Annotated in this window: 20 protein-coding genes; 11 read left to right on the top strand and 9 right to left on the bottom strand. The window is 68.5% G+C overall.

Features of this window, described 5'->3' with window-relative positions; translation table 11 throughout:
- The first annotated feature begins 31 nt into the window (after positions 1-31).
- The 3 genes from purT to ACAG20_RS14800 are packed head-to-tail and all read left to right on the top strand — an operon-like array spanning position 32 to position 2991.
- A complete protein-coding gene (gene purT, locus ACAG20_RS14810) occupies positions 32-1252 on the top strand; it encodes a formate-dependent phosphoribosylglycinamide formyltransferase (RefSeq protein WP_370493085.1) in 1221 nt (406 codons plus the stop codon).
- Between the two features lie 45 nt (positions 1253-1297).
- Positions 1298-1702, top strand: coding sequence for a rhodanese-like domain-containing protein (locus tag ACAG20_RS14805; protein WP_370493084.1), 405 nt, complete (start codon positions 1298-1300; stop codon positions 1700-1702).
- Positions 1699-2991 carry an O-succinylhomoserine sulfhydrylase gene (locus ACAG20_RS14800; RefSeq protein WP_370493083.1) on the top strand — a complete coding sequence of 431 codons (1293 nt, stop codon included), beginning with the start codon at positions 1699-1701 and terminating at the stop codon, positions 2989-2991. The genes ACAG20_RS14805 and ACAG20_RS14800 overlap by 4 nt, the downstream gene beginning before the upstream one ends.
- An 8-nt stretch (positions 2992-2999) precedes the next feature.
- Here ACAG20_RS14800 and ACAG20_RS14795 read toward each other — a convergent pair whose 3' ends face one another.
- From ACAG20_RS14795 to ACAG20_RS14785, 3 genes are all read right to left on the bottom strand, one after another.
- Entirely contained in the window at positions 3000-3854 is an 855-nt protein-coding gene (locus ACAG20_RS14795; protein ID WP_112688493.1) for an SDR family oxidoreductase, read from the bottom strand.
- Positions 3855-3925: 71 nt separating this feature from the next.
- Positions 3926-4687, bottom strand: a complete 762-nt coding sequence (locus ACAG20_RS14790; protein WP_112688495.1) for an isocitrate lyase/phosphoenolpyruvate mutase family protein — start codon at positions 4685-4687, stop codon at positions 3926-3928.
- A gap of 343 nt (positions 4688-5030) precedes the next feature.
- Positions 5031-6569, bottom strand: coding sequence for a long-chain fatty acid--CoA ligase (locus ACAG20_RS14785; RefSeq protein WP_370493082.1), 1539 nt, complete (start codon positions 6567-6569; stop codon positions 5031-5033).
- A gap of 401 nt (positions 6570-6970) precedes the next feature.
- Between ACAG20_RS14785 and ACAG20_RS14780 the strand changes: the two genes are divergently transcribed.
- A complete protein-coding gene (locus ACAG20_RS14780; RefSeq protein WP_370493081.1) occupies positions 6971-7516 on the top strand; it encodes a hypothetical protein in 546 nt (181 codons plus the stop codon).
- Positions 7517-7557: 41 nt separating this feature from the next.
- Complete coding sequence (locus ACAG20_RS14775) at positions 7558-8673, top strand: alkaline phosphatase family protein (protein WP_370493080.1); 1116 nt, start codon at positions 7558-7560, stop codon at positions 8671-8673.
- Between the two features lie 59 nt (positions 8674-8732).
- On the opposite strand, the gene ACAG20_RS14770 is transcribed toward ACAG20_RS14775, so the two are convergent.
- Positions 8733-10229 carry a potassium/proton antiporter gene (locus ACAG20_RS14770; RefSeq protein ID WP_112685054.1) on the bottom strand — a complete coding sequence of 499 codons (1497 nt, stop codon included), beginning with the start codon at positions 10227-10229 and terminating at the stop codon, positions 8733-8735.
- Positions 10230-10386: 157 nt separating this feature from the next.
- Here ACAG20_RS14770 and ACAG20_RS14765 point away from each other — a divergent pair, with 157 nt between their 5' ends.
- The 5 genes from ACAG20_RS14765 to ACAG20_RS14745 all read left to right on the top strand — a co-directional run bounded on the left by ACAG20_RS14765 (position 10387) and on the right by ACAG20_RS14745 (position 15633).
- The gene (locus tag ACAG20_RS14765) at positions 10387-11067 is read left to right on the top strand and encodes a TrkA family potassium uptake protein (protein ID WP_370493079.1); all 681 of its coding nucleotides are present in this window, start codon (positions 10387-10389) and stop codon (positions 11065-11067) included.
- A gap of 26 nt (positions 11068-11093) precedes the next feature.
- Positions 11094-12008 (top strand): SAM-dependent methyltransferase, encoded by a 915-nt coding sequence (locus ACAG20_RS14760; protein WP_112685050.1) that lies wholly within the window; start codon positions 11094-11096, stop codon positions 12006-12008.
- Between the two features lie 617 nt (positions 12009-12625).
- Complete coding sequence (locus tag ACAG20_RS14755) at positions 12626-13888, top strand: PPE family protein (RefSeq protein ID WP_370493078.1); 1263 nt, start codon at positions 12626-12628, stop codon at positions 13886-13888.
- 69 nt (positions 13889-13957) lie between these two features.
- Complete coding sequence (locus ACAG20_RS14750) at positions 13958-15253, top strand: PPE family protein (protein WP_370493077.1); 1296 nt, start codon at positions 13958-13960, stop codon at positions 15251-15253.
- Between the two features lie 56 nt (positions 15254-15309).
- Positions 15310-15633 (top strand): DUF732 domain-containing protein, encoded by a 324-nt coding sequence (locus ACAG20_RS14745; protein WP_112685068.1) that lies wholly within the window; start codon positions 15310-15312, stop codon positions 15631-15633.
- Positions 15634-15755: 122 nt separating this feature from the next.
- Here the strand turns inward: ACAG20_RS14745 and ACAG20_RS14740 are convergent, their stop codons facing one another.
- Entirely contained in the window at positions 15756-16151 is a 396-nt protein-coding gene (locus tag ACAG20_RS14740) for a heme-binding protein (protein WP_370493076.1), read from the bottom strand.
- Between the two features lie 220 nt (positions 16152-16371).
- The gene (locus ACAG20_RS14735) at positions 16372-17115 is read right to left on the bottom strand and encodes an MBL fold metallo-hydrolase (RefSeq protein WP_205868840.1); all 744 of its coding nucleotides are present in this window, start codon (positions 17113-17115) and stop codon (positions 16372-16374) included.
- Between the two features lie 56 nt (positions 17116-17171).
- Here ACAG20_RS14735 and fgd point away from each other — a divergent pair, with 56 nt between their 5' ends.
- Positions 17172-18182 carry a glucose-6-phosphate dehydrogenase (coenzyme-F420) gene (fgd, locus tag ACAG20_RS14730; protein ID WP_370493128.1) on the top strand — a complete coding sequence of 337 codons (1011 nt, stop codon included), beginning with the start codon at positions 17172-17174 and terminating at the stop codon, positions 18180-18182.
- A gap of 267 nt (positions 18183-18449) precedes the next feature.
- On the opposite strand, the gene ACAG20_RS14725 is transcribed toward fgd, so the two are convergent.
- From ACAG20_RS14725 to ACAG20_RS14715, 3 genes are read right to left on the bottom strand one after another with little or no spacing between them, the layout of a single operon-like run.
- Entirely contained in the window at positions 18450-18761 is a 312-nt protein-coding gene (locus ACAG20_RS14725) for a hypothetical protein (RefSeq protein ID WP_370493075.1), read from the bottom strand.
- Positions 18758-20239 (bottom strand): hypothetical protein, encoded by a 1482-nt coding sequence (locus ACAG20_RS14720; protein WP_370493074.1) that lies wholly within the window; start codon positions 20237-20239, stop codon positions 18758-18760. Before ACAG20_RS14720 ends, ACAG20_RS14725 begins: the two co-directional genes overlap by 4 nt.
- Positions 20240-20244: 5 nt before the next feature.
- The gene (locus tag ACAG20_RS14715; protein WP_370493073.1) at positions 20245-20613 is read right to left on the bottom strand and encodes a type VII secretion target; all 369 of its coding nucleotides are present in this window, start codon (positions 20611-20613) and stop codon (positions 20245-20247) included.
- Between the last annotated feature and the right edge of the window lie 56 nt (positions 20614-20669).

Below are 20669 nucleotides of genomic sequence, written 5' to 3'. Positions count from 1 at the left end.
CGAGGAAGGGCGGGAGTCCGAGACTGAGCGGTTGACCGCTGCCGGCCCCGGTCGGACCCGGGTGGCGCTGCTCGGCTCGGGTGAGCTCGGCCGCGAACTGGTGACGGCGCTGCAGCGGCTGGGCGCCGAGGTGATCGCCGTCGACCGTTACGCCGACGCCGCGTTACACCGGATCGCCGACCGCTCGATGGTGGTCGACCTGAGCGACAATGACGAACTCGCCGCGGCGATCCGGTGGTTGCAGCCCAAGTTCGTGGTGGTCGGTTCCGAGGTGGTGGCCACCGAGGCGCTGACGGCCGTTGTCGACACCGGCTTCACCGAATTGGTGCCGGGCATCCGCGGCGCCCGGCTGGCCGCCAACCCCGAGGGGTTGCGACGGCTGGCGGCTGATGAGCTCGGGCTGCCGACGGCGCCGTTCTGGTTCGCCGGCTCAGTCGAGGAACTTCGGGCGGTGGCGGAGCACGCCGGGTTTCCGATGGTGGTCAAACCGGTGATCGGTGCGCTCGGCGAGGGCCGCTCGGTGATGGTGCGGGACAGCGATATCGAACCCGCCTGGCAACGCGCGGTCGCGGCCGCCGGCCCCGGGGCAGACCCGCGGGTGCTGGCCGAGCGGGTGGTGGAGTTCGACAGCGAGGTCACGCTGCTGGCGGTGCATCGCGACGGCACCGACGGCCCGGCACTGGATTTCTGCGCACCCATCGGGCATCGCAGCGAAGAGGATCCGAATGGGCAACTGATGGTGGAACTTTGGCAGCCCTATCCGATGACCGCGGTGGCGCTGGACACGGCCAAGTCGGTCGCCGCGCGGGTGGCCCGGGCGCTCGGCGGACGCGGCCTGTTCGGGGTGCAACTGTTGGTTCACGGCGACGAGGTGTACTTCACCGGCGTCGACGTGCGCCCCTACGACGCGGCATTGCTGACACTGCGCACCCAGCGGCTCTCCGGTTTCGAACTGCAGGCACGCGCCATCCTCGGGCTGGCGGTCGACTCCATCATGATCTCGCCCGGCGCCGCCCGGCTGATCTACTCGCGGCGGCCGCCGGGTGCGGTCGCCACCGAAGCCACACACGACAGTGTGGCGGTGGTCGCCGATGCGCTCAGCGTGACCGAAAGTGATGCGGTGGTGTTCTCCCACCACGAGGGCCACCCCCGCCGGAGGCTCGGTTTGGCATTGGCCACCGGTCCGGACGTGGCGGTGGCCCGCGAACGAGCCGAGCAGGTCGCGGCCGTGCTGGGCAAGCTGTGGCCGTGACCCCCGCGGTGGCGTGAGCCCGCCGCGGGTGCGAGACTTCGGCAGGTGAGCTACGCAGGAGACATCACACCCGAGCAGGCCTGGGCGATGCTGCGCGACGACCCCAAGGCGACACTGGTCGACGTGCGCACCGACGCCGAATGGCGCTTCGTGGGACTGCCCGACCTGGCCGGCCTGGGCCGCGAGGTGGTCTGCGTGGAATGGGTGCACTCCGACGGCAGCCCCAATCTGGACTTCGCCCGTGAGCTGACCGCCCGGGTACCGGCCGGGCCGGCAGTCTTCCTGTGCCGCTCCGGGAACCGCTCCATTCCGGCCGCCGAGACCGCGACAGCGGCCGGCATCGCCCCGTCCTACAACGTGCTGGACGGTTTTGAGGGTCAGCTCGACGAGCATTCCCACCGCGGCGGAACCGGTTGGCGCGCACTGGGATTGCCCTGGAAACAGTCGTGAACGATCGGTCGCACTCGGGTTCATGCGCCGGTTCCAGCGTCGGCTCTCCTTCGTCGAGCCTCGCTGAACCGTCGGTCCGCGTCCCGAAACCGTTGCCGGACGGCGTCAGTCAGGCAACGCTCGGGGTGCGCGGCGGGCTGCTGCGCTCGCAGTTCGACGAGACCACCGAGGCACTGTTCCTCAGTTCCGGCTATATCTACGATTCCGCGGCCGCTGCCGAGCAGGCGTTCGCCGGTGAGGTCGACCGGTTCGTCTACTCTCGCTACGGCAACCCGACCGTCTCGATGTTCGAGGAGCGGCTTCGGCTGATCGAGGGCGCCCCGGCGGCGTTCGCGACCGCCAGTGGTATGGCGGCGGTGTTCGTGTCACTCGGCGCGCTGCTGGGCGCGGGCGACCGATTGGTGGCCGCGCGCAGCCTGTTCGGGTCGTGTTTCGTGGTCTGCAACGAGATCCTGCCCCGTTGGGGGGTCGAGACCGTCTTCGTCGACGGCGACGACATGGCGCAGTGGGAGCAGGCGCTGTCGGTACCCACCACCGCGGTGTTCTTCGAGACGCCGTCCAACCCGATGCAGTCACTGGTCGACATCGCCGCCGTCACAGAGCTGGCCCACGCCGCCGGCGCGAAAGTTGTGCTGGACAATGTGTTCGCCACACCGCTGCTGCAGCAGGGCTTTCCGCTCGGGGTGGACGTGGTGGTGTACTCGGGCACCAAACACCTCGATGGGCAGGGCAGGGTGCTCGGCGGGGCGATCCTGGGCGAGCAGGACTACATCGACGGTCCGGTGCAGAACCTGATGCGTCACACCGGCCCGGCGATCAGCGCATTCAACGCCTGGCTGCTGCTCAAAGGCCTTGAAACACTGGCCGTTCGGGTCGACTACGCCAATGCAGCGGCGTTGCGGATCGCGGAGTACCTGGAACAGCACCCCGCAGTGCGTTGGGTGCGGTACCCATTTCTGCCATCGCATCCGCAGTACGACCTGGCGCGCCGGCAGATGTCCGGCGGGGGAACCGTCATCACTTTCGAGCTCAGAACGCCGCGGGATGCCCCGGATGGCACGGCCAAACAGCGGGCATTCGAGCTGTTGGACAAGCTGAGGTTGATCGACATCTCCAACAACCTCGGGGATGCGAAATCACTGATCACCCACCCGGCCACCACCACCCACCGAGCGATGGGGCCCGACGGGCGGGCCGCGATCGGGCTCGGTGACGGGGTGGTGCGGATCTCGGTGGGGTTGGAAGGCGTCGACGACTTGATCGCCGACCTGGATCAGGCGCCGGGATAGGTTTCCGGTCAGTCGTTTTCGATCACGCCGGTGGCGTGTTGGGCACGGTCTTCGTAGGCACGCCGGGCCTCGGTGTCGAACTGCAGGAACACCGTGTTGTTGCCGGTTTTCTTGTTCAGCCAGCGGCGACCGCGATCCGGTAGCAGGGTCGCCAGGATCGCGGTGCGGCGCCCGAAGCTTGGCACCGAAACCAGGGTCTTCGGCTTGTCGAGCACCTTGACCACCGCGGCCGCGACGTCTTGCGGCTCGACCGGCTTCTGCGCGGCCGACGGCGTGGTGCCCGAGATCAATTCGGTGTTGGTGAACGTCGGCAGCACCGCGCTGACCGCGACGCCCTGCGGGGCGAACTCGTCGGCCATCGCGGTGGTCAGCCCCACCACCGCGAATTTCGTTCCGGCGTAGAGCACTTGGCCGGGTACCGCCACGATCCCGGCCATTGAGGCGATATTGATGATGTGGCCGCTGCGGCGTTTGATCATCTCGGGGAGCACCAGCTGGCAGCCATTGAGCACGCCGTAGAAGTTCACCTCGGTGGCTGACCGGAAGGTCTCCGGTGTCTGCTCGAGGAAGGGTCCGACCGGCATCACGCCGGCATTGTTGATCAGCACGTCGATGTGGCCGTCACCGTCGGCGCGGGCCTTGTCCAAAAACATCGAGAACGATTCGCGGTCGGTGACGTCAAGGGGGTGGCCGGTGACCGGGCTGCCGGTGCCGAGTTGCTTTACCGCCTCGTTGAGCACATGGGTGTCGCGGTCGCCGATGACGACGCGGGCGCCACGGCGCAACAGCGCGGTGGCGGTCGCCAGCCCGATGCCACGGGCGGCGCCGGTGATGGCGATGGTCTTACCGCGGATGTTGTCCACACCGAGAACTTAACAGGTGTCAAATTGTTCCGTCGAGGATCTCCCGATGCGGACCGGGGACCGGCGGGGCCTCAGGCCCAGCGGCCCAGGATCTCCCCGGCGTGCTTACCCAGGCTGACCTGCAATAGCGGGCCGAAACTGATCCGCCCGATGCCGAGCGGGCCGAACGAGGCCGGGTCGTCCTGGTCTGGTGCGGCGAGCGCGTTGACCGGCTTGGGCAGCCCGGCGGCCAGGGCACGCAGGGTGTCCGCGTCGTGGCGGCCCACCGGGTAGAGCACGTCGGCACCTGCCTCGGCGCAGTCGGTGAGCCGGGCTATGGCACGGTCGATGCGATCGGCGTCGTCGCCGTCCTTGCGCAGGAACAGATCGGTACGGGCGTTGATCACGATGTGGGTGCCCGCGCTATCGGCTGCTTGGCGCAGTGCGGCGACGTACTCGGCGTGCTCGGACGCCGACCGCAGTCGCTTGTCCTGGCTGTGCACCGAGTCCTCGATATTGGCCCCGACCACGCCGGCGTCCAACAGGGCTTCGACCAGCCGCTGGGGGGACTCGGCGTAGCCGGATTCGATGTCGAGTGACACCGGCACGTCGACGGCCTCGGTGATCTGGCGGACCCTGCCCAGCACCTCGGCGAAGGACATGCCCTCGCCGTCGCTGCGGCCCATCGACTCGGCCACCGGCTTGCTGCCGACCGTCACGGCGCTGAACCCGGCACCCACGGCCAGCTTGGCCGACCACACATCCCACACGGTGGGCAGGACCACCGGATTGCCCGGCTGGTGCATCGCCAGGAACGCCGCCGCCCGCTGCCCAAGAACCTCGTGACTCGTCATTTCTCCAACTCTTCCATGTGGTATTTGCTGGCCGACTGTCGGGGCGTGTTTTCGGCGAACCTTCCATCGATACGTGCCAACGGTCTGTGACTGTCAACGAAGTGTGGGCGTGAACTGAGAACTGCTGCACTGATCTTCGGCCGAAGTCCGAATTCGTAGTGGTGACGGTGGTGCAGGCGGCACGCTGATGTGCATCGGCGGGGAGGGTGGACCCGGTGGCGACCCTGGTGAGCCCGGGGCGACCAGCGCCAACGGCGGCAGCACCGGGACGCCCGGTTCGCCCGGTCAGCCCGGCGAGCCGGGTCCGCACGGCCCGCCGCCGAACAACCAGGACTGACGGCTCTCAGTCGTTCTGCTGATCCGAGATCGCCGCGCGCAGCTGGTATTTCACGACCTTGCCGGACTGGGTGCGGGGTAGGGCGTCGACGAATTCCAGCCGAATGGGCAGTTTGAACGCCGCCAGCTTGTCGCGGGCGAACTCACGCAGCTCCTCCAGCGCCAACGTCGCACCCGGGCGCAGCGCTACCACGGCGGTCACCGCCTCGCCCCATTTCTCGTGCGGGGTGCCCAGCACGGCGACCTCGGCCACGGCCGGATGCCCGTAGAGCACATCTTCGACCTCGGCCGGGTAGACGTTCTCGCCGCCGGAGATCACCATGTCCTTCACCCGGTCGATCACCCAGACGTAGCCCTCGTCATCGGCCTGGCCGATGTCGCCGGTGTGAAACCACCCCTCGGCGTCGATCACCGCGGCGGTGGCTTCGGGATTGCGCCAGTAGCCGGCCATCACCTGCGGGCCGCGCACGCAGATCTCGCCGCGGGTGCCGGCCGGCACCGGGACGTTGTTGGCGTCGACCAGGCGCACATCCGATAGGGGCAACACTTGATTGCCCGCGGCGCCGATCTTCACACCGACCTCGTCGGTGCGCAGCACCAGCGCCAGCGGCGCCGTTTCGGTCAGCCCGTAGCCCTGCGCGAACGGGATGTCCCGCTCGCCGTAGCGGTGGATCAGCGTCTCGGGCACCGGGGCGCCGCCGCAGACGAGGTACCGCACGCTGGACAGGTCGGCCTCGGCGAACTGCGGTAGTTGGGCCATGAACAGGAACATCGCCGGTACCCCGAACATGGTGGTGACCCGGTGTTCGGCGATGAGCGTCAGCGCTTCGGCGGGATCGAAGGCCGGCATCAGCACGATCCGGCCGCCCTTCTGCAGGGTCAGCAGGGTGGTGACGTTGAGTCCGCCGATGTGAAACAGCGGTGCGCAGACCAGCGACACATCTTGTTGGCTGGTGTCGAACGACAACAGCGCATTGATGTTGTTCCAGAACAGGTTTGCGTGGGTGAGCATGGCGCCCTTGGGCCGCCCGGTGGTGCCCGAGGTGTACATGATCACCGCGATGTCGTCGGGCTCGCAGAACACCGGGTCGGCCAGCGGAGCACGGCCGGCGAGCAGCGCGTCGGCAACCTCCCAGCCCGGCACCGGAGTCAGCGCGATCGCGCGTCGCAGGCCCGCCTCGGCGCGTATCGGGTCGATCACCGCGGCGCGTTCGGCGTCGGCCAGCAGCGTGTGCACTCCCGCGTTGTCCAGGATGTAGCAGAGTTCGTCGGCGGTGAGCCGCCAGTTCAGCGGTACGAATGCGGCGCCGATCCGGGCGGCGGCAAACAGCGTGACCAGAAAGTCGGGGTGGTTGAGGCCGACATAACCGACCCGATCGCCGCGGCGCATCCCGCCGGCGACCAGTTCGGCTGCCAGACGGTCGATACGGTCGGCGAAATCCCCATACGTCCAAGTGTTTTCGCCGAAAGTGATCGCCGGCAGCCGCGGCGTTGCCGCCGCCCGCCGAGCGATCCAGGAGCCGAGGTCGATCGCAGCTGTGGTCACCGGGTGAACGCTAGCCGCGCGGGCGTGCGCGGGGGCACGATTCGGCCGGGCCGGCCGCTCGGCGCAGGGCCGCGGCAATTAACGCTCGGCCTGATTTTTTATGCCTGCCGCCGCCGGCACTTCGGTAAAAGGTGAGAACGTCGGGCGCCATTATGTGGGTAACGGAATTATTCGCATTGATTTTAACTGTGAACCGGTGTGACGACCGTCTCAATTTCCCTTCTCACCTGGGGAAATGCTGGTCGATGTGCGGGCGGTGGCGTGCCGGGTGACGGTAGATGAACGGCCATTGAATTTTGTTGTTCGGCGAACTTTTCGGCTCGCGCATTTGGACTTTGAAGCGCTACGTTCATCCTCGCCGCGCTGACCATTGCCCGGCAGGTGAGGAAGGGCTTCAGGAGATGAGCGGTCGCCGGGTTGGCGGTTGGGGCCGAGGGGTAGTCGCGGCGGTGTTGGCGTTGAGCTCCTGCCTGCTGGCCGCGCCGGCCGCGCATGCCGACTTCGACGACCTGCTCGACACCCTGCTCGGCGCCGGTGTCGATGTGGACCCGGGCGCGCTGCCGGCAGATTCGGCCGATATCGGCGACCTCGGTGTCCTGCAGGACCCGCTGAGCCAGCTCGACCGGTTGTTCCACGACTCGCCGAGCTACGCCGACGGCACACCCCAGGAGCCCGGCGAGCCGGCCGCCGGCGCGCCGACCGACGACCCGTCCGACTCGACCGCGGGTGGCGAACACAACAGTGAGAGCGGCGGTTCCAACAACCTGCCGAACCTGCCGAAGTTCAGCATGCCCGGCAGCGGCTCCGGCGGCAGCGGTGGCGGCCCCGGCGGCGGCAGCGGCGCCGGACCCGGTGGTTCCGGCGGCTCCAACCCGGGCGCCGCGAAGACCAAGGCGAACACCAACGGAACCGGCGGCGCGCCGGTGACGCCGGCCCCACAGCCGTAGCCGGGCGGCGGCGGTAGCCGGGCAGCTGGCAGGCTGGCCGCGTGCCCGGTTCGATCTGCGACATCCTGCCGTCGGTGGCGGCCGCGCTCGGGGCGCCGGGCGCAACCGATCTGCTCGGCCTGCGCGAACGGATCGGCGAGGTGCGACGCGTGGCGGTGGTGTTGGTCGACGGGCTCGGCCACCACCTGTTGCCGCAGTTGGCGCAAGACGCCCCGCTGCTGGCCTCGGTGCTGGCCGGCACCACCGGTCAGCTGACCGAGCTGGCTTGCACGTTCCCCTCCACGACGCCGACCAGCCTGGTGTCGTTGGGGACCGGTGTGCGGCCGGGAGAACACGGGGTGCTGGGCTTCACGCTCAACGTCCCCGGCACCGACCGGGTGCTCACCCACATCTTCTGGCGAGACGACCCCCCGCCGGCGACGTGGCAGCCGGTGCCGACCTGGTTCGAGCGACTCCGCGACGGCGGCATCGCCGCCCGGGCGGTACTGCCGGAGATGTTCATCGGCAGCGGGCTCACCGAGGCCGCCTACCGCGGCGCGGAGTTCCGCCCGACCGCCAAAGGCGAGCACTACGCCGCCCGAGTCGCCGCGGAACTGGTGGCGGCCCCCGGCCTGGTCTACGGCTACACCGCGGCGCTCGATCACGCCGCGCACGTCTCGGGCATCGGCTCGCCGCACTGGCAAACCGCGGCCGCCAAGGTCGACGCCCTGCTGCAGCATCTGGTCGAGCAGCTGCCGGATGATGCCGCGCTGGTGGTCACCGCCGATCACGGCGGGCTCAACGTGCCCGACCCCGCCCGTATCGACCTGGATGCCGATCCGCGGCTGCGCGCGGGCATTCGGGTGGTCGCCGGCGAGCCGCGGGTGCGCTACCTGCATACCGAGGCCGGCGCGACTGCGGACGTGCTGGCGGCCTGGACTGAACTGCTGGCCGGGCGGGCCGTGGTGCAAACCCGCGAGCAGGCGGTGGCCGCCGGGGTGTTCGGGCCGGTGCGCGATCAGCACCTGGCGCGCATCGGCGACGTGGTGGTGACCTGCACGGGCGACACCGCGATCCTGGCGACCGAGCACGAACCGCCCCAGACGGCGCAACTGGTGGGCTTCCACGGCGGACTCAACCCGGTCGAGACGGCGATCCCGCTGATCACCCTGCGTTGACGCGGCGGCCACGGCGCAACAGTGCGAGTGGCACCCGCCATCGCATCAACGGTGAAGGGCTACTCCGAGTCGCCGTACTCGTCGAACCAGTGCGCCAGTTTGCCGCGCCGGCTGACCGCCCGCAGCCGTCGTTCGGCCGACGCGCGGGTCTTGCTGGTGGTGACGATGAGCAGTTCGTCGCCGACGGTGATCCGGGTGTCGGGCTGCGGGACGAAGGTTTCGCCCTTGCGGATGATCAGCGTGATGACACTCGGGTCGGGCAGCCGCAACTCGAGGACCGAGACGTTGTGCAGCTTCGATTCCGGCTGCACGGTCATCGTCAACAGCTCGGCCTCCAGGACGTCCAATGGCGCCGCTTCCACCTGGATCTCCCGGGTGGCGTCCCGCGAGATCAGCCCCAGCCAGCGCGCGAACAGTCCCAGGCTGGGACCCTGGACCACGGTGTAGACCACCACCAGGATGAACACGATGTTGAGCAGTCGGTAGCTGTCCGGCACGCCCTCCACGATCGGGAACGTCGCGAGCACGATCGGAACCGCGCCGCGCAGGCCCGCCCAGGACAAAAAGATCTGTTCGCGCCACGGCACCTTGAACCAGATCAGCGAGGCCACCACCGACAGCGGCCGGCTCAGCAGCAGCAGCACGGCCCCGATCAGCAGCGCCGGGACCAGTTCCCCCGGCAGCTGGCTGGGGCTCACCAACAGGCCGAGCAACACGAACAGGCCGATCTGCGCCAGCCAGCCCAGCCCCTCGGCGAACGAGCGGGTGGCCGCGCGGTGCGGCAGGCCGGAGTTCGCCAGCACCACCCCGGCCAGGTAGGCGGCGATGAACCCGCTGCCGTGCACCCAAGCGGCCGCCGCGAATGCCACCATGCCCAGCCCGAACGTCGCCAACGGGTACAGGCCGGATGCCGGAAGGGCGGTACGACGCAGCGTCATCGCCCCGAGCAGCCCGGCAATCAAGCCGATCGCCGACCCCACCGCCAACTCGAAGACGACGTCGGCGATGGCGTGCACCGGCGCGATCGTCAGCGGTGTGGTGCTCAGCATCAGAACTACGATCGCCGCGGGCGCGTCGTTGAAGCCGGACTCGGCCTCCAGCAGACCGGCCACCCGCCGCGGCAGCGGCAACACGCGCAGGATGGAGAACACCGCGGCCGCGTCGGTGGGTGAGACGATCGCGCCCAGCAGCAAGGCCAGCTGCCAGCTGATGCCCAGCAGCAGGTGTGCGGCCACCGCGGTCACCGCCATGCTGACCACCACACCCACCGTGGCCAGCACCGCCGCCGGCGCGAGCAGCTTGCGGATGTTGGCGAACTTGGTCGTCAAACCACCTTCGACCAGGATCACCGCCAGCGCGGTGGTGCCCAGATCGCTGGCCAGTTGTACGTCGGAGAAGTCCAGTCCCAGCCCGTCGTTGCCGATTGCCACCCCGACGAACAGGAACAGCAGCAGGCTGGGCAGGCCCACCCGGTCCGCGGCCCGGGTCGCGATGATGCTGGCCAGCAGAACCAGGCCCCCGATCAGCAGGGCCAGGTAGAGCTGCTCCAGGGTCATCTGATTCCCATTCGAACCGGCGGTGGTGGCCGAACCCGCTCGTGTGATTCGCTCAAAGACAGCGGGTTCGTGTTATCTGTCAGTAAATCAGTACTGCCGTCGCAACTGTGGTACACCCGGAGCAGCCGGGAGCGATGCGGGGATGAGGTGAGCGATCATGCGGGTGGGGATCGCCGGTGCCGGCGCGGTCGGGCGATCGGTGGCGCGGGAACTGATCGGCGACGGCCACCGGGTGCTGCTCATCGAGCGCAACCCGGCGCACTACGAACCCCATTCCGTTCCCGGGGCCGAGTGGCTGCTGGCCGACTCCTGCGAGCTGTCCGCGCTGCAGGAATGCGGCATCGAGATCTGTGATGTGGTGATCGCCGCCACCGGCGACGACAAGGCCAACCTGGCCACCGCCTTGCTGGCCAAGGCAGAGTTCGGGGTGGCCCGGGTGGTGGCCCGGGTCAACAACGCGCGCAACGAGCGGTTGTTCACCGAGGAGTGGGGCATCGACGTGGCGGTCTCCACACCCCGAGCGATGGTCGCCGCGGTGGAAGGCGCCATCGACGTCGGCCACCTCGTGCCGTTGATGGGCTTGCGGCGCGGTCAGGCCAGCCTCACCAAATTGACACTGCCCGAAGACAATCCGCTGATCGGGCGACTGATCTGCGACATCGCGCTGCCCGAGGGTGCGGCCCTGCTCGCGGTGCTGCGTGGCGAGTCGGTCATCCTGCCGCGCGCCGCCGACGCGCTGCGGTCCGGCGACGAGATGCTGTTCGCGTCGGTCAGCGGGATGGATGATCAGGTCCGAGCGGTCGTGCATGGGGTGCCGGCCGGCAAAAGAACGCTTTGACCGCCGTGCCGCCGCGGTGGACAGCCATGAACACGGCAGTTACTTCCGGGGATGACGCGGCCAGCCTGGCCGCGGGCGCCGGCGTCATCGCCACGGTGCTGGCCGCGGCGCGGGCCGCGGCGACGTCGCGCGAATTGATCAACGACCCGTTCGCCGCCCCGTTGGTGCACAAGGTCGGCCTGGAGTTCTGCATCCGGGTGGCCGACGGTGATCTGGACATCAGTCGGCTGGGCAAGGATGGCGGGTTTCCGCGGTTGGCGGAGTTCTCCGCGGCGCGCACCAACTTCTTCGACGCGTTCTTCACCGACGCCGCGCGCGGCGGGATCCGCCAGGCCGTGATCCTGGGGTCGGGACTGGACACCCGCGCCTACCGGTTGTGGTGGCCGGCCGAGACCACCGTCTACGAGGTGGACCATCCCGCGGTGGTCGACTTCAAGGCCACCACCATGCGTGACTGGGGCTGCGTGCCCAGTGTCAACCGTCGCGCGGTCGGTGTCGATCTGCGCAGTGACTGGCCGGCCGCGCTGCGGCGAGTCGGTTTCGACGCCGCAGCGCCTACCGCGTGGGTCATCGAGGGTCTGCTGGTCTGGTATGTGCCGTCGGACGCCCAGAATCGGCTGCTCGACGGTGTCACCGCACTCAGCGCGCCGGGCAGCCGGCTCGCCGCCGACCATGCGGTGCCGCCGAGTCGACCGCAGGCGGTGCATCACGAGTCACTCGTGGAGCGCTGGCGGCGACGTGGCCTGAGTTTGAGCGGGCCCGGACCGTTCTATTCCGGAGAGCACACCGACGTGGTGCGGCATCTGAAGGAAAGCGGCTGGGCGACGGTTGAATCCGGAATTGCCGAGCTGTTCTCCGTGGCGCGGCTGCCGCGGCTGACCGACCGCGAACTCGACGGCGCCCCGGCCGTGATCCGGTACGTCGCCGCTACACGAAGCTAGCCGCTGATCTCTCCCGGCGGGAGTGGCGCGGGAAGTGTTGCGGGAGAATTTATCTCGGATCACGTGACAACTTGTGCGAATCGCGTCACTATGCCGGCCGGTGGCCCCACACCGGCCGGAGTTTATACAGCGCTGGATAGGAAAAGCGTCAGGCGTCGAATAGCTTTGATTGCCACTGTAATTCGCGGTGGGAGTTATGTGTGCTGATCGCCACGGGGCCGGCGGTCGGTCTCCGGCAGTTTGTCCAGGGCGGGCTTTCGAAAACAATCTTGCAGTTCTTACACAGCAGATTCCCGGAAAGCGTCCCTAGGTTGATGGTTCGTCAATCGACGACCGACGCAACGGGGCGTGAATAACGTTTATTGCCAGGAGGTTACGTCGTGATCACACGCCGCTTCCCGCAGCTGTCTCTGCTCGATCGCCACGCCCTGGTGCCCGATTTCCACGGTGCAGCCCTCCGCGTTCCCCTTGATTCGGGACGGCCATGACGGGCGCCTCGTTCTAGGCCTGCTGGCCGACGTGTCCAAGCACCCACGCGAGTCACCGCCGCCCGCGGCATCGTCGCCGAAGGGAAACGCCGGGCAAAGCGTGAGTCTGTTGCGAAAAGGCGGGTGGAAATGGATTTCGGGACGTTACCGCCGGAGGTGAACTCCGGGCGGATGTACGCCGGGGCGGGCCCGGTGCCGTTGCTGACCGCGGCATCGGCCTGGAATGAGCTGGCAGCGGAGGTGCACGCCGCCGCAGCAGGTTACGGTGCGGTGCTATCCGACCTGTCCGCCGATTGGCATGGGCCATCCGCGGCGGCCATGACGGTGGCGGCTTCGCCGTACGTCGAGTGGATGAGCGGGCTGGCCGCCCGGGCCCAGCAGGCGGGGGCACAGGCGGCCGCCGCTGCCGCCGCCTACGAGGCGGCGTTCGCCGCGACCGTTCCGCCGCCGGTGATCGCTGCGAACCGCAGTCTGCTGCTGACGTTGATCGCAACGAACATTCTGGGGCTCAACACTCCGGCGATCGCGGCCACTGAGGCGCACTACGCCGAGATGTGGGCGCAGGACGCCGCCGCCATGTACGGCTACGCCGGCGAATCGGCGGCAGCCACCCGGCTCACGCCGTTCGCCGAGCCGCCACCGACCACCAACCCGGCCGGCATCGCCGACCAGGCGGGCGTCTCGGCGAAAGCGGTGGCGAGCTCGGGAAGCGCAGCCGGGCAGCAGGTTTCGCAGACGCTGTCAACGCTGCCGTCGCTGTCGGCCGCGCCTGCCGAGGCGGGCTCGGCGTTGCCGGGAGGTCTCGGCGCAGACCTGGCCAACTGGAACACCATCATGGCGACCCTGACGGGTGCATACAGCCCGCTGCTGGGGTGGTCGTCCATCCCCGGCGGCCCGTTGCTGTCCTTCGGGCAGATCTGGAGTTGGGCTATCAACGCGATGGGTGCCGGCTCCTACCTGGCCGGCCCCAAGCCCATCACCGGCGCGTTGACGCCGCTGTCCGCGATGGCGAACCAGACCATGCCAGCGGCAGGCCTGGGCGGTGCTCCGGTGACGGGCGCGCTGGGTCGGGCGGCGCTGATCGGGAAGCTGTCGGTGCCCACCGCGTGGGCCACATCCGCGCCGGCGATCCAACCGGTCGCCTTGTCGCTGCCGGCCGGTGCGGCCGCCCCCGCCATTGCGTTTGCCGGAGCGGACGCGTTGTTCAGCCAGATGGCGCTTTCCAGCCTGGCCGGACGTGCCATGGGCGCCGGCACCGGCCACGCAGCCGGCGTGGCGGTGAGCCGTGCCGGCGGGTGCGGGGTCAGTGCCGATGTCGTCGGCGCCATCGCAGCCGAGGCAGATCCCGCGGCAGCCACCATCGTGGTGATCCCGGAGCTCGGCGATGACTGACTCCCCGAGACCGGGCCGGGGCCCAGCACGCGCCGCCGGGGTGTGCACAACCAGAAGGGGGACGACCCAATGTACTTCGCGTTGATACCGCCCGAGGTCATCTCGGCGAACATCTACACCGGCCCCGGATCCGGGCCGCTGCGGTCGGCAGCGGCGGCGTGGGACCGGCTGGCCGGTGAACTGGCGGCTGCGGCAGCCGATTACGCCGCCGTGGTGGCGGGAGTGGCCGGTGAATCGTGGGCCGGACCGTCGGCCGAGTCGATGACGGCTGCGGCCGGCCCCTTCGCGCTGTGGATGTCGGCCACCGCGGGGAAGGCCGCCGAGGCGGCCGCCCAGGCGCAGGCCGCCGCGGCGGCGTACGAAACCGCCTACGCTGCCGTGGTGCCACCGGAAGCGGTGGCGGCCAACCGCGCCCAGCTGATGTCGCTGCTCGCGACGAACATTGCCGGGCAGAACGCGGCAGCGATCGCGGCGACCGAAGCCCAGTACCTGCAGATGTGGGCCCAGGATGCGGCGGTCATGCAGGGCTACGCCGTGGCGTCAGTGGCCGCCACGCGGATCAGTGCCTTCACCGAACCGCCGCAGACCACCGACGGCACGCCGGTCGGCCCGGCAGTCGCCACCGCCAACCCCCTGCTGCAGGCCGGTGCCGACCTCGCGACCGGGTATACCACGCTTTTCAACGACCTACTCGCCAGCCTGACCGGCTCATCGGAGGCCGGGGCGACGGTGGCGGCGATGTACTCGGCCGTCAGGGCTCCGCTCGGCTTCACCGCACAGTTCAACTACGTCTCCATGCTCGCCAACTTTCCCATTCAGAACTTCCTGAAGTTCGCGCCGCCGCTCGGACGTGCCCGCGTCGAGATCCCGGCGACCCGGCTGGGTGCCGGGCTCGCGCTGCCACCGGCCGGGGGACTGGCCGCGGCGGTCTCGGCCGGAACGGGCGAAGCCAACATGGTCGGGTCGCTGTCCGTGCCGCCGGCGTGGGCGGCACAGAGCCCGGCGATCCGGCTGGCGGTCAGCGCGGCGCCGGATGCCGCTGCGTCCGCGGCCATTCCCGGTGGCCTGCTGAGTCAGATGGCGCTCGGCGGGATGACCGGCAGCGCGGTCGGCAGCGTTGCATCCGGGTTCACCGCCGCGGCCGCGGGGCGGACCCGCGTCACCGCGGGCCGAGGCGCCAAGACACCCGCCCGGCTCGATCAGGTGATCGCCAAGCTGCGGCATCAACCCGACTCGGTGCAGCACTGGAACACCGACCAAGCCGGGTTGGACAGTCTGCTCGAGGAGTTGTCGCGGAAGCCGGGCATCCACGCCGTGCATCTGCGGGGCGCCAGAACGAGGGCGGCCGCGAAGCCGGCGACCTGAGGTCCACAACGAGGTGGCCCGCCTGCCGGCGCGGCTGATTTTCAACGGTGGTGATGATGGCGAAGAGAATCCCGGTGTGGGCGGTCGCGGCATTCGCGGTGCTGAGCGCCGCCCCGGCTCAAGCGGATCCCGAGGGCGCTGGCGATCCCGGCTTCCTTGCGGCCCTTCGGCAGTCGGGCATGACGTTCGCCGGCGACGCGCAGGCGATCGCGGCTGGCCGGGCGGTGTGCGGCCTGATCAGCAACGGGGAGTCCGGCTTACAGGTCGTCAAGGAACTGCAGAATGATAACGCCGCCCTGACGCTGGACGGCGCCGCGCAGTTCGCGGTGATCGCGGCGTCCGCGTATTGCCCCGGGCAGTTGACCGGTTCCAAGCGGTGAGCGCGCCGCCGAATGCCGCCTCCGTGACCGGGGACCGGTGCCAGACCGGGCCCCGGCGCGGTTCGAGGACTCGCCCTCGGTCGCGTCGGGGCCCGGTTGTGCCGTCAGTGTCGCGGCTAGCGTTATCCGGCCATGAACTCGGCGTAGGCCGAAGCCAATTCGGGCGGAAGCACCGTCGTCTGGCACTGCCGTTGCTTCTCACCGATCGGTGCCAGGATGCCACGCAGCTCGTAGTACTCCTGCGGGTTGGCGGTGAAATAGCTGCGCACGTCCGCTGCAGCCTGCGGCCGCGGCTGGCTGATCGCCTGGTTTACCACCGCATTGGCGCCGGGGTGAGTGCTCAGGTACTGCCGAGCCGAACCGGTGACCGAGTCGACGGTGCTGGTCACCGCCGCGGGACTGCAGTCCGGTGCCGCTGCGGCCGACGGTGCGGCGATCAGCGTGGCCGCAGTGGCGCCCAGCAGTCCGGCCCCGAGGCCGAGTCGCCGAATCATGGTGCCGTCGAGGGGTTTCGACATGGATGTTTCCTTCCGGGGGTGAATGGATGCAATTCCCGTCCGGAGCCCAAGGTACGCGCGGGTGTGGGCAGTGCGGTGTGTGCCGGGGCACACCCGAATGCGCGCTGCGCCAACAGGTTCAGCACCCGCCGGTCGGTTGCCGGAAAACGGGCCGCAGATGCGGAACCCATCGGTAAGGGGTCTCTTAAATTCCGGGATCAGCGCTTATCGGATCGTGACCTTAAGGTTTTCCCGCACGGTCGATTGCGGCCTCGGCTGCCTCTCGGATCGGGCCCCGCCACACGTCGCCGTGACCGGGCGCCAGCACCTCGGTCTCCAGCAACGCCAGCGCCGACAGACTGCGGATGCAGTCCTGCTGGCTGTGGCTAAACAATGCCGGCAGCAGCTGTGGTCCGGTGTGCGCCAGCACCGGGTGGCCGGTGATCAGCGCGTCCCCGCTGGCCAGCACACCGTCGACCAGATACGAGCAGTGGCCACGGGTGTGGCCCGGCGTGGGGATGGCGGCCGGCCGGCCGGGCAGGCCGGCGGCGATCTCCCCGGTCAGCGGCTGCGCGGACGGGATGCCCTCGCGGTTCAGGCCGCCGTTGCGCAGTACGTGCAGGCTCCACCGTGCCCAACTCGGCCGCCACAGCTGCGGGGCCACCGCCAGCGGCGAGGCCTGCTCCAGATACTCCCGCTTGGCGTGTCCCACCTCGTCGGCGTGGCAGTAGACGGGCGTTCCGTAGGTTTTCGCGAGCCAGATCGCCGCACCGAAATGGTCGACGTGGGCGTGGGTGAGCAGGACCGCGCGCACGTCGGCCGCGTGATAGCCGAGGGCGCCCAGCGACGCCAGTACGTCGGTGCGGTCGCCGGGGTAACCGGCGTCGATGAGCAGTACGCCGGTGTCATCGGTGACCAGCAGCCAGTTGACCGCCTCTCCGCGGGCCAGGTAGACCCGCTCGGTCACCGGAACCACTTCGACCAGCCTCGCACCCATGCCCGTGAGTCTAGGAAGATGGCGGGAGAGTAGAAAAGGTGGACATGGTGGAACTGAAACTCGGATACAAGGCATCGGCGGAGCAGTTCGGGCCGCGGGAACTGGTGGAACTCGGTGTGGCCGCTGAGTCGCATGGCATGGACAGCGCCACGGTCAGCGACCACTTCCAGCCCTGGCGTCACGAAGGCGGGCACGCCCCGTTCTCGCTGGCCTGGATGACCGCGGTCGGCGAGCGCACCAAGAAGCTCCAGCTGGGCACCTCCGTGCTCACCCCGACGTTCCGGTACAACCCGGCCGTCATCGCGCAGGCCTTCGCCACGATGAGCTGCCTGTATCCGCAGCGGGTGTTCTTGGGGGTCGGCACCGGCGAGGCGTTGAACGAGATCGCCACCGGCTTCATCGGTGAGTGGCCGGCGTTCAAGGAGCGGTTCGCCCGGTTGCGCGAGTCGGTGCGGCTGATGCGCGAGCTGTGGCGGGGCGACCGGGTCGATTTCGACGGTGACTACTACAACCTCAAGGGCGCGTCGATCTACGACGTGCCCGACGGCGGTGTGCCGGTCTACATCGCGGCGGGCGGGCCGACGGTGGCGAAATATGCCGGGCGCGCCGGCGACGGCTTCATCTGCACCTCCGGCAAGGGCGAAGAGCTCTACACCGAGAAGCTGATGCCGGCCGTCCGCGAGGGTGCGGCGGCCGCCGAGCGAGACGTCGACGCGATCGACAAGATGATCGAGATCAAGATCTCCTACGACCCGGACCCCGAGTTGGCGCTGAACAACACCCGGTTCTGGGCGCCGCTGTCGCTGACCCCCGAACAGAAGCACTCCATCGACGACCCGATCGAGATGGAGAAGGCCGCCGACGCGCTGCCGATCGAACAGATCGCCAAGCGCTGGATCGTCGCCTCGGATCCCGACGAGGCGGTGGAGCAGGTCGGCCAGTACGTCAGGTGGGGCCTGAACCACCTGGTGTTCCACGCCCCCGGACACGACCAGCGGCGTTTTTTGGAGCTGTTCGCCAGGGACTTGGAGCCACGGCTGCGTCGGCTGGCCTGAGGCCCGTCGGCGTCTGGCGTCGGTGTCGGCGTCTGGCGTCTGGCGTCGGTGTCGGCGCACACTCAACGCCGCGGCCGCACACTCAACCCGAAGCGACCAGTATCTTCTTGCCTTGGTGTGACGTTGATTGTGCGGTCATGGCGTTGAGTGTGCGGTTTGGTTCGCGACACGCCCAGAACGCCGTACCAAACCGCACATTCGAGGGCCGCATTGAGTTGGCCTAAATCGGCTGCTGCAGAGGCGGTTTGAGTGAGCGAAGAGGGCTCTTCATTCAGCAGGAGGCTGCTTAGTGCTCTTGTCGGTCTCGCGGCGGAGACTTGCGACGAGTATGCCGAGGACGAGGATGACCGGGACGCTGATAAACCAGACCGTGAGCACGAGAATTGGCCCCCAAAACGTTAGGCACAAGACAACCAGCCGCACGTATTCGCCACCGTCGGGAACTGGCGACGTATCCCGTGCCGTAACAATCAAGCCGAGCGACTCTCCAAGCCCCACAATCAGGCAGCACGCGACCGCGACTACGGCTACCGACCAGAGCGCCCGCCGCAGCGATGGTTTGGCGAAGTGGAGGCTCATCGTCCCATCCCTACTGTCGGGACAACGCCATTGAACGGATCGATTAGCCGCGTCGTATGTTCCAAGAATGGGTCATGGGCGAACGGGATTGCATTTTCAAGCTCCCACTTCCAGCTCGGCATGTCGGGACGAACAGCCGGGATTGAGGTGTCGCCGATCCAGTGGTGGCGTTCAAGACTGGTGGCTGGTCCTAGAGCGCTACCCGAGTTGGCGGGGGTCCATTGCAACTGGACTGGTCCAGCGCCATCACGATACTGGTACGTCTCCATGCTCGGGTAGATTGTGGTGCTTCCACCGAGACCTATCGTTCCGTCTGGCTTCGGATCGAGGGTGAGTCGTCCGTTCACCGTCGCGCCTCCCCAGAGGCCCATCGGATTCTCGTAGGCGTCGTGCGCGTTGTAGGCGATGGTCACCCGCCCATCTGGCGATTGGGCCACATGGACATCGGGCACTGCTGCCGCTGCGCCGCCGCGTTGTCCGTCAACCGCCGATGTGGGGTTCTGACGGACCACAACCAACCCGTTGTCGTAGTCAACGAACATCGATACTCGTGACGCTTCGACGTCCGCATTTGCGCTGGGCCCTCGGTTATCACCGAAATTCTGGGGAACGAACCGCTGCAGGCGGAGGTCAGTGGCGTCTTTCCATATGTTTGCCACTTTGTCAGTCGGGATGAACAGATTGGAACGAACAACGCCCTTACCCGGTTGCGGAGTGATCCTTCCTGCCACGATCTCTGGCGGCACCCCGTGGTAATTGGGGTCATAGCTGTTTGGGTCCAGCGCTGCCGCCATCCGCCAGTCGTTTTCGCTCACCGGGTCGCGTCCATACACCTTGTTGAACGCTTCTCGTTGGTTGTGGGCGCGGTCGGAGTCGGTTTTCCAGCGGTCATCCAGCGGCACCGCGTGGGGTTGCCCATCAGCAGCTTCTGCCCCACCGTCGGCGCCTTCCCCCGGGAAGGTGAACCCGTGCAGTCCGGCGGTAGTGGTGGTGATGTTGCGGGAAATTTCGCCTTCGTTGTTGACCAAGCTGACAACCCGGGACCTGATGAAGCTGGCGTGGCCTTCGGCTTCTAGCTCGCGTGCCGCCTGTTCCGCGGCGGAACTGTAGTACGTCCGGGTGTCGGTGACCGAGTAGTCCTCGCCGACCTGGAAGTCGTCGCGCTCGGCTTCGTCGACGGCGTCAAGCACCGATTGCTTGTTTCCGTCTTGGGCGTCGGCGCCGCTCTCGGCGATCCCGGCGGCGGTCGCACACATATCGGCGGGGTTGCGCACGGCCACCACATCGGCGGCCGCACGGTCCTGGAACTTCTTGGCACCCGCGCCCGTCCACTCGGTGCCGCCGGGGCGCACCGAGGCATCGCGGATCTCGGTGAACGCGGTCTCCCAGCTGCGGCCGAGATTTCTCCAGGCGGCGGCGCTGGTCTTGAGGTAGTTCCAGTTCGCGTCCTCGATCTCGGCAAGCGTCGGAAAGGTCATCGCGGCTACCTCGGTATCCCGAACCCAGCAGCCGCACCGTCGTCGATGCCCGAGCCGCGCGGGGCCAACGGGGTCAAGCCGGCGGGGCGGCGGGTGACTGCAGCCAGGGCGGCGGCGCCGTCATTGTCCATCGCCTCGTAATCATGAGCGGCCGTCGTGAGCTTGTTCGAGGTCGCCGTCATCCGTCCGCGCATCGCCGTCGCGGCCCTACTCCCGCCGGCGTTCGTGGTACTGACCGCCGCCGCGCTGTCCTGCCAGCTCGATGCAGTAACTGCGGGCGGCATCGGCGCGACCTGAGCCGCCAGCGCCTCGCAGCGCTGCGCCAACTCTCGCAAGCTGGCAGGGGTGACCTGCAGGGATGCCGGGGAGGTCATGAGAAGAGCGTAGCGAGATTTTCAACGATGTCAGTTCACGATATTGGGGGGACCGC

The sequence above is a fragment of the Mycobacterium sp. pW045 genome, assembly GCF_041287085.1.
Taxonomy (GTDB): domain Bacteria; phylum Actinomycetota; class Actinomycetes; order Mycobacteriales; family Mycobacteriaceae; genus Mycobacterium; species Mycobacterium algericum_A.
This window is presented reverse-complemented; position numbering and strand designations above follow the sequence as displayed.